General features: G+C 72.3%; 6 protein-coding genes and 1 pseudogene. 4 read left to right on the top strand and 3 right to left on the bottom strand.

Going from position 1 to position 9,123, the window contains the following annotated elements:
- From AB0M20_RS13870 to AB0M20_RS13860, 3 genes and pseudogenes are all read right to left on the bottom strand, one after another.
- Positions 1 to 665, bottom strand: a pseudogene (locus AB0M20_RS13870) (hypothetical protein); the annotation flags it as partial.
- A 34-nt stretch (positions 666 to 699) separates the two neighbouring features.
- Complete coding sequence (locus AB0M20_RS13865; protein ID WP_364297897.1) at positions 700 to 2,373, bottom strand: GTPase; 1,674 nt, start codon at positions 2,371 to 2,373, stop codon at positions 700 to 702.
- The gene (locus AB0M20_RS13860) at positions 2,370 to 4,061 is read right to left on the bottom strand and encodes an ABC transporter (protein WP_364297899.1); all 1,692 of its coding nucleotides are present in this window, start codon (positions 4,059 to 4,061) and stop codon (positions 2,370 to 2,372) included. Before AB0M20_RS13860 ends, AB0M20_RS13865 begins: the two co-directional genes overlap by 4 nt.
- Positions 4,062 to 5,092: 1,031 nt before the next feature.
- On the opposite strand from AB0M20_RS13860, the gene dnaK reads away from it, so the two are divergent.
- The 4 genes from dnaK to AB0M20_RS13840 form a co-directional block, all read left to right on the top strand.
- Positions 5,093 to 6,985, top strand: coding sequence for a molecular chaperone DnaK (gene dnaK / locus AB0M20_RS13855; RefSeq protein ID WP_364297895.1), 1,893 nt, complete (start codon positions 5,093 to 5,095; stop codon positions 6,983 to 6,985).
- Positions 6,982 to 7,680, top strand: a complete 699-nt coding sequence (gene grpE / locus AB0M20_RS13850; protein WP_364297893.1) for a nucleotide exchange factor GrpE — start codon at positions 6,982 to 6,984, stop codon at positions 7,678 to 7,680. The genes dnaK and grpE overlap by 4 nt, the downstream gene beginning before the upstream one ends.
- Before the next feature lie 34 nt (positions 7,681 to 7,714).
- Positions 7,715 to 8,905 carry a molecular chaperone DnaJ gene (gene dnaJ / locus AB0M20_RS13845; RefSeq protein WP_364297891.1) on the top strand — a complete coding sequence of 397 codons (1,191 nt, stop codon included), beginning with the start codon at positions 7,715 to 7,717 and terminating at the stop codon, positions 8,903 to 8,905.
- 12 nt (positions 8,906 to 8,917) lie between these two features.
- Positions 8,918 to 9,123, top strand: a 206-nt coding sequence (locus tag AB0M20_RS13840; protein ID WP_364297889.1) for a MerR family transcriptional regulator, incomplete at its 3' end; no start/stop codon positions are given.

Genomic DNA, 9,123 nt, shown 5'->3' with positions numbered 1-9,123 from the left:
AGCCGGGCCACGGCCAGGGCGCGGTCGGTCGCCAGAGAACCGTCCGCGGGCAGCTCGGTCAGCCCGTCGGTGATCTCGAGGTGGCGGTCCACCTCGTGGCGCAGCCGGCCCGGGTCCTCCTCGCGGAACCAGGTCAGCTCGTCGGCGTCGCACATCTCGCGGACCTGACCGAGGATGCGTTCCGCGGGCTGGCCGACGTACAGGTCCTTGGTGATGCCGATGTTGTGGTCGACCAGGGCCACCAGCGCGTGGTCGGAGCCGCCCTCGGCACGGTCCAGATACGCGTACGTGACCAGGTAGGACGTCTGGTCCCCGTACACGTCGCCGTAGGCATAGCACCCGGTGGCCCGCACCCGCCCGACCTGCGCGGTCCACGCCGGGGCCTGCGCGCCCGCCTTCACGTCCCCGGCGCCGGGCGCGTCCGGCACCAGGGCGGCGAAGATCGACCGGATCGTGGTGGCCGACGCCGTGCGCCGGCGGGTCGTGGCGCCCAGGAACCCGGCGACGAAGTCACGGACCGCGGTGGCACGATCGTTCTCGGCCACGGCGTAGATGCTGCCCAGCAACGCGGCGCCCAGCATCTCCGCTTCCAGGGCGCTGTCGAGCTTCGCCACGTCGCGGGCCGCGTTGAGGACCGCATCGTATGGAGTCTGGGGTGCCGCCATGCCGCGAGCGTACCCGTAGGAAGAGCAGGCGGGCCTATTCGGAACGGACCGCGGCCAGAGCTTCACGCGCCTGTGCGTACGCGTTCAGCACCTCCCGGACCGGCGCCACCACGTACTCCCGCGCCACCCCGGTCACCGCCACCTGCAACCGCTGCTCGGCCCGCCGCCGCGCCCGCCTCGCCGCGTAGTTGACGATCGGTTTCAGCAGCAACCACAGCAGCAGCCCCAGCGCCAGCCCGCCGAGCAGGAAGAGGGTCGGCAGCGGCGCCTCGCCGATCTTCGGATAGTGCAGCTCGGGCAGCCCCAGCACGCGGACCGCATACCCGGCCAGCAGCCACAACAGGCCGCCGACCGCGGCGAAGGTCAGTGCCCACTGCAGCACACCGACCACCCGCCACCAGATCGGCGTGCGGCTCATCCCGAGGTCGGTCGAGCCGACCGCGCGGTCCAGCGCATCCGGCAGGTCGGCCGCCCGCGAGCGGGCCGCGGTGTGCAGGGCCGGCGACCACACCGCCGGGATCGGAGCCGCGGCCCGGTCGGCGACCGCCCGCAGGCTGAGCCCGACCGCGGACTTCTGCGCGGCGTCGGCGGCCGGCAGCGACGTGCGGGGAACGACCTCGCCCTCGACCACCGGCGACGGTTCGATGTGCAGTCGCTTGAGCGGGTCCGCCCGCAGCTTGCGCAGGCCGCGCACCAACGGCCACCCGGTCGACGCGGCGGCCCGATGCCGGTACGCGTTCCCGGTCGCCTCCGCCACCGCGGGCACCCCGGCCGACGCCGCCAGCGCCTCGGACAACTGCCGAACCGTGGCCCGGTCCACCTCGTCCTCGGCGGCCGGCGGGCCGATCATCAGCGCCAGCTGCTCACTCACCGAGTCCAGGTCACCGGAGAGCCGGCGCAGCGCCGCCTGCCGCTCGGCCACCGTCTTCTCCAGCGCCTCGCGCAGCTCGGTCAGCATGCCGGGCTGCTTCGCCGAGGTGGCCAGCACCGGCGCCGCCTCGAGCCCGTCCTCCTCGAGCAGCCGCTTGAGGTCGGCCAGCACGATCTCGGTGTCGGTCGCGGAGAGCCGGTCCGCCTGGTTCAGCACGACGATGGTGATGTCCGCGTGCTGCCGGAACTGCCGCAGGTACGCGTTGTGCAGGATCCGGTCGCCGTACTTCTGCGGGTCCACCACCCAGATCACCTGGTCGACGAGGCCGAGCAGGCGGTCCACCTCGAGCCGGTGCCCACGCTCCACCGAGTCGAAGTCGGGCAGGTCGAGCAGCACCAGCCCGCGCAGCGCCGCCTCGTCGTCGCCGTCCAGCGCGCTCTCCCGCACGTAGCGCTGCCGCGGCAGCACCCCGACCCAGTCGAGCAGCTGGTTGGCCGCCTCCAGCGGGCCCCACACGCAGGCGTGCGCGACCCCCGTGGTGGGCCGACGCACCCCGACGGGCGACAGTTTGAGCCTGGCCAGCGCGTTGAAGAGGCTGGACTTGCCGCTGCCGGTGGACCCGGCGAGCGCCACCACGGTGTGATCCTGGGACAGCGCCAGCCGGCCCCCGGCGCGTTCCACCAGCGTGTGTGCGGCCACCAGGTCGCCGTCCGGCAGATACGGGTCGGTGACCCGCAGGAATCGCGACAACGACTCCAGCCGGGCGACCAGCCGCTCGGCGTCGATCCGGCCGTCGTCGCGGGTCAGGGCGTCACGCACCCTCTCGGCGAGGTTCATGACGAGGCACCGGCTGCGGTCAAGGCGAGCTCCCCCCTCGCGCGTTCCACCTCGGCGACGGTCCGGCGCAGGCCGTCCGCCGGCTCGAGCTCCAGGCCGACCGCGGCGGTCAGCTCGGTGAACCGGGCCGCCTCCTTGTCGAGCAGCTCGTCGACGCGGGTCAGCAGATTCTCCCGGGCGCGGGCCGCGAGCGTACGGATCGCCTGGTCGCCGAAGATCGCCTCGAGCACCTTCTGCGCCGCGATCGTGGTGCCCGCGCCGACCGCCAGCTCAGCGCCGGTCGGGATGAAGGCGGTCGAGGTGAACACCGCGATCATCACGGTGAGCCCGACGCCGTTCACCGCGTACGCCCCCGCGCGCGCCACGAACCGCTTGTCGCCGGCCTCTTCCCGCACCAACTCCAGCACCCAGGCCTGCCAGTCGCGCACCAGGCGGTCGGCGCGCTCCGGCAGCTCCCGCGACGCCTGATGCAGCCCCGGGTTGAGCAGCGCCGCCCCGGCCGGATGCGCCTGCCAGGCCGAATACGCCTGCTCGGCGGCGTCCGCGGACACTCCGCGCAGCAGCGTGACCAGCTGCGACTCGAGCGCCGCCTGCAGGTTGCGCCCGGGCGACGGCCGGCCGGTCAGCGCCGACATGATCCGGTCGCGCAGCGCGCCGACCTTCGACTCCAGCGCCCGCAGGAGCTCACCGGTCCCGACGAACTCCTGCCAGCGGGCGAGCACCTCACCGCGCAGCAGCCGGCCGTCCTTGAGCCCGTCGGCCACCGTCCGCTTGGCGGTCCGATAGGCCGCGGACACCCGCTCGTCCAGCGCCGCCGCGGCCATCTCCTGCTCATCCGCGGCGTCGGCCAGGCCCTCGACCGCCGGTCCGAGCGCGGCCAGCGCGCCGTCCAGCGTCTGCCGCACCACGGCCGAGCGGGCGCCCGCGTCGGAGGCCAGCTTGCCGAACCAGTCGTGCAGCGGCTGCACCACGCTCTCCGGCAGCAGTCCCTGGCCGTCCAGGGTGGTCTCCGGCAGCACGAACAGCGGCGCGGCGGCCATGTCGTGCGCGGCCAGCATCTCGCCCAGGTGCGCGGAGATCTCGCCGGCCGCCTCCTCCGGCACCCGGTCGAGCACCAGGGCGATCACGGTGCCGCGCAGCCGGGCGGTGGTGAGCAGCTCCCATGGCACGGCGTCGGCGTAGCGCGCGGCCGTCGTGACGAACAGCCACAGGTCGGCGGCGGCCAGCAGCTGGGCGGCGAGCTTGCGGTTCTGGTCCACCACCGAATCGATGTCCGGCGCGTCCAGGAAGGCCAGCCCCGGGCCCAGCGCGGGCGCGGTGACCAGCTGCAGCGTCTGCGGGTCGGTGCTCGCGACGGGCGTCCGTGTCATCCCGGGCAGCAGCTCGCCCTTGCGGAACCACGGCATGTCGTCGGCGTGCCCCACCAGCACCGGCGAGCGGGTGGTCGGCCGCAGCACGCCGGCCGCGCTGACCGGCGCCCGGACCAGGCTGTTCACCAGCGTCGACTTGCCGGCCCCGGTGGAGCCGCCGACGACCACGAGCAGCGGCGCGTCGAGCCGCGCCAGGCGCGGAAGAAGATAATCGTCCAACTGTGACACGAGCGCTTTGCCGATGCGTCGCGCTTCGTCGGCCGAGGGCATCTTGAGGGGGTACGAGACCCCGCCGATCGCCGCGCGCAGCTGACTCAGAGCGTTGGCGAGAGCCCCGACGGCCGGTGGCGGTTCGGTGAGCGCCGGCTCCTCGGGCGCGGCAGACTCCCCGCCCGCAGCCTCGGCACTCTCCGCTCCCGAAGCCGCCGGCACAGGCGCGGTCGGCGTGACCGCGGTCTCCTCGTCCCCGCCGGCCGCGGCACCCGCAACGGCGGCGGTCGGCTCGTCAGCGGGGGCGGCGGTCGGCTCGTCGAGCGCCGCGGTCGGCTCGTCGAGCGCCGCGGTCGGCTCGTCGCCGGCGACGGTCGGCTCGGTCGGCTCGGTCGGCTCGTCGACGGGCTCGACGGCGACGGTCGGCTCCTCGCCGGTGATCTTCGACTCCACGGCGGGCTCGGTGGTCCCGGCGGGCTCAGTCGGCTCGGTCGGCTCGGTCGTCGCGGTCGGCTCGGTCGGCTCGGTCGTCACGGTCGGCTCGGTGGCCGGCTCGGCTGCGGTCGCAGAGGGCTCGGTGGTCGCAGAGGACTCGGTGGTCGCAGGCGGCTCGCCGGTCGCGGAGGGCTCGGTGGGCTCCGTGGCCGGGGGCTTCGCGCCGGCCGCCGGCTCCGTCTCCGCCGGCTCGGTGGCCGCCGCCGGGTTCCCGTTCGGCGAGCTGCTCGAGCCGGTCGCCGGCCCGGCGGCTGCGGACGGCCCTGACCCCGCGCTGACCTGGCGCGCTGAGGCGGCCGGCTCTGCTGTGCTCGTACTCAACGAATTCGGGTTTTCTGAAGGCGACGGCTCGGTCTCGGCGCGAGCAGCCGGACCGGCCGCATCACCGTGCGTCGTCACGGCTAAAGGGTGCCCGATCCATACGACACAGACAACAGGTACCGGTATGCCGTGACCGGACAGGTATGTAGAGCCCATCCACAGCCCCACCTTCACCCTGACCGGACTGAAGGCGCCGGGGCTGACATGACTTGCGCCCCATTGGCTCAACTTTGACTTGACGACGTGACCCGCCGTGGCACTATTGAGTCCGGTCCGCTCAACTTGCGGGCTCCCGAAGACGTGAAGAAGCGAGGACTACCAACATGGCACGTGCGGTCGGCATCGACCTCGGCACCACGAACTCCTGCGTCAGCGTTCTGGAAGGAGGCGAGCCCACCGTCGTCGCCAACGCGGAGGGCTCTCGGACGACTCCGTCCATCGTCGCCTTCGCGCGCAACGGCGAGGTGCTCGTCGGCGAGGTCGCCAAGCGTCAGGCGGTCACCAACCCCGATCGGACCATCCGTTCGGTCAAGCGTGAGGTCGGCACCAGCTGGTCGATCGACATCGACGGCAAGAAGTACACGCCGCAGGAGATCTCCGCGCGGGTGCTGATGAAGCTGAAGCGCGACAGTGAGGCCTACCTGGGTGAGCAGGTCACCGACGCGGTGATCACCGTCCCGGCCTACTTCAACGACGCGCAGCGCCAGGCCACCAAGGAGGCCGGCGAGATCGCGGGCTTCAACGTCCTGCGGATCGTGAACGAGCCGACCGCCGCGGCGCTGGCCTACGGTCTGGACAAGGGCTCCAAGGAGCAGACCGTCCTGGTCTTCGACCTCGGCGGCGGCACCTTCGACGTCTCGCTGCTGGAGCTGGGCGAGGGCGTCATCGAGGTCAAGTCCACCTCGGGTGACAACCACCTGGGCGGCGACGACTGGGACCAGCGGGTCATCGACCACCTGGTCAAGACGTTCCGCGGCGCCAACGGCATCGACCTGAGCCAGGACAAGATGGCCCTGCAGCGTCTGCGCGAGGCCGCCGAGAAGGCGAAGATCGAGCTGTCCGCCGCGACCACCACCAGCATCAACCTGCCCTACATCACGGCCGGCCCCGACGGCCCGCTGCACCTGGACATGAGCCTGAGCCGGTCCGAGTTCCAGCGCATGACGCAGGACCTGCTGGACCGCTGCAAGTCGCCGTTCGAGCAGGCCATCAAGGACGCCGGCGTCAAGGTCGCCGACGTCGACCACGTGATCCTGGTCGGCGGCTCGACCCGCATGCCCGCCGTGTCCGAGCTGGTCAAGAGCCTGACCGGCAAGGAGCCGAACAAGGGCGTCAACCCGGACGAGGTCGTCGCCGTCGGCGCCGCCCTGCAGGCCGGTGTGCTCAAGGGCGAGGTCAAGGACGTCCTGCTGCTCGACGTGACCCCGCTGTCGCTGGGCATCGAGACCAAGGGCGGCATCTTCACCAAGCTGATCGAGCGCAACACCACCATCCCGACCAAGCGCTCCGAGGTCTTCACGACGGCCGACGACAACCAGCCGTCCGTGCTGATCCAGGTCTTCCAGGGCGAGCGTGAGATCGCGGCCTACAACAAGAAGCTCGGCACCTTCGAGCTGACCGGCCTGCCCCCCGCGCCGCGCAACGTGCCGCAGATCGAGGTCACCTTCGACATCGACGCCAACGGCATCGTCAACGTGCACGCCAAGGACATGGGCACCGGCAAGGAGCAGAAGATGACGATCACCGGCGGCTCCGCGCTGCCGAAGGACGACATCGAGCGCATGATGCGCGACGCTCAGGACCACGCGGACGACGACAAGAAGCGCCGCGAGGATGCCGAGGCCCGCAACCTGGCCGAGCAGCTGCAGTGGCAGACCGAGAAGTTCCTGGCGGAGAGCGGCGACAAGCTCCCCGAGGACAACCGCACGCAGATCTCCGAGGCGCTCAGCGAGCTGCGCGGTGCGCTCGGTGGCAACGACATCGACAAGATCAAGACGGCACACGAGAACCTGGCGAAGGTCTCGCAGGAGGCCGGCTCGCTGCTCTACTCGCAGCAGCAGGCGGACGGCACCGAGGGCACACCGGGCCCGGACGGCACGCAGGCGCCGGGTGCGGCGGGTGCGGCCGGCGGAGCCGGGACGACCGGTGCGGCGGGTGCGGCCGGTGGCCAGGACGACGTCGTGGACGCGGAGATCGTCGAGGACGACAAGAAGTGAGCCGCGCGGAGGACGAGAACGACGGTCAGGCGACCGAGCGGGTCGTCATCCGTGATCGGCGCAAGATCCATCCGAACGGTAAGGCCACAGGGGAGTCCGTGAGCGACGCCAAGGAAGCGAAGGCCAGGGAGGCGGCGGCGAAAGGCGGCGCGCACCGCGCCGCCGAGCCGGAGGAGGGTGCCGAGGTCAAGGCGGCCGCCTCCGGTGACGCCAAGGACGCCGACGACGTCAAGGACGTCAAGGACGTCAAGCCGGGGCTCGGCGCCGAGCTCGAAGCGCTCCGCACCGAGCTGGAGGAGCGCACGCGCGACCTGCAGCGGGTGACGGCGGAGTATGCGAACTACCGCAAGCGGGTCGACCGTGACCGCGGCGCGGCGGCCGAGCAGACCACCGGCGCGGTGCTCTCCGCGCTGCTGCCGGTGCTCGACGACGTCGACCGTGCCCGCGAGCACGGCGACCTCGTCGGCCCGTTCGCCACGGTGGCCGAGTCGCTGACCGCGTCCACCTCCAAGCTCGGCCTGGTGCCGTTCGGGGAGAAGGGCGACCCCTTCGACCCGACCCGGCACGAGGCGGTCGCGCACCAGACGTCCCCGGACGTCACCGAGCCGACCTGCGTCGAGGTGATGCGCCGCGGTTACACCCTGGGCGAGCGGCTGCTGCGACCCGCCCTGGTCGCGGTCGCCGACCCGGAGTGACAACCGACCGGTTCGTCTGGAGGAGGTGGACGCGTTGAGTTCGAAGGACTGGCTGGAGAAGGACTTCTATTCGGTTCTCGGGGTGAGCAAGTCCGCCTCCAACGACGAGATCAAGAAGGCGTACCGCAAGCTGGCCCGGGAGTTGCACCCGGACCGGAACCCGGGCAACGCCGAGGCGGAGGAGAAGTTCAAGGCCGCCTCCGAGGCGTACGACGTGCTGTCGGACGACAAGAAGCGCAAGGAGTACGACGAGATGCGCTCGTTGTTCGGCTCCGGCGCGTTCCGTCGGGGTGCCCGCGGCGCCGGCGGTGGGTTCGACCCGTCCGACCTGTTCGGTGGGTTCTCCGGCACCGGTGCGGCGGGCGGCGCCGGTGACCGCCGGTTCGGCGGCGCCGGGTTCTCCGACATCTTCAGCTCGATCTTCTCCGGTGGCGGGGCCGGCGGCGGCGTGCGCCGCTCCGGGCCGCAGCGCGGCCGGGACGTCGAGGCCGAGGTCACGCTCGACTTCGTGCATGCGGTGCAGGGCACCACGCTGCCGCTGACCCTGCGCTCACCTGGGGTCTGCGACACCTGTCACGGCAACGGCGCGAAGCCGGGCACCGTGCCCCGGACCTGCCCGCAGTGCGCGGGCAGCGGGCTGATCTCTCGCAACCAGGGGTCGTTCAGCTTCTCCGAGCCGTGCCGCGAGTGTCAGGGCGCGGGGACGATCGTGGACCACAAGTGCCCGGAGTGCCGCGGCACCGGCGGGGTCACGAAAAACCGAACGATCAACGTCCGCTTCCCGGCCGGTGTCGCCGACGGGCAGCGGATCCGCCTGTCCGGCCGCGGTGAGCCGGGTGAGCGCGGTGGCCCGGCCGGCGATCTGTACGTGCAGGTCAAGGTGCGGCCCGACGATCTGTTCGGGCGCAGCGGCGACGACCTCACGCTGACCGTGCCGATCACCATGGCCGAGGCGGTGCTGGGCACCGACCTGCGGGTGCCGACGATGGACACCCCGGTCACGCTGCGGGTGCCGCCGGGCACCCCGAGCGGGCGCAAGCTGCGCGCCCGCGGCAAGGGCGTGGTGCGCCGCAACGGCGAGGCCGGCGACCTGATCGTCACGGTCGATGTGCAGGTGCCGGCGCAGGTCTCGGACGAGGCCCGCGACGCGCTGGAGAAGTTTGCCAAGTTGACCCCACCGGCCGGCCGGGAGCGCCTGGACGCCCGTCTGCGCAGGTTCGGGTAAGGAGGTGCGGGGATGCACGAGTCGGATGCGAAGGTTCTGATCATCTCGGTGGCCGCCCGGCTGGCGGGGATGCACCCGCAGACGCTCCGGCAGTACGACCGGCTCGGCCTGGTGCAGGCCGGCCGGGCCGGGGGCGGCGGTCGGCGCTACAGCGAGCGGGACGTCAGCCTGCTCCGTGAGGTGCAGCGGCTCAGCCAAGAGGACGGCGTCAACCTGGC

Source organism: Actinoplanes sp. NPDC051633 (genome assembly GCF_040681735.1).
Taxonomy (GTDB): domain Bacteria; phylum Actinomycetota; class Actinomycetes; order Mycobacteriales; family Micromonosporaceae; genus Actinoplanes.
This window is presented reverse-complemented; position numbering and strand designations above follow the sequence as displayed.

Excerpts from the sequence above, each read along its gene's own strand:
- AB0M20_RS13865 (WP_364297897.1), bottom strand. The coding sequence starts at position 2,373 with ATGAACCTCGCCGAGAGGGTGCGTGACGCCCTGACCCGCGACGACGGC.
- dnaK (WP_364297895.1), top strand. The coding sequence starts at position 5,093 with ATGGCACGTGCGGTCGGCATCGACCTCGGCACCACGAACTCCTGCGTC.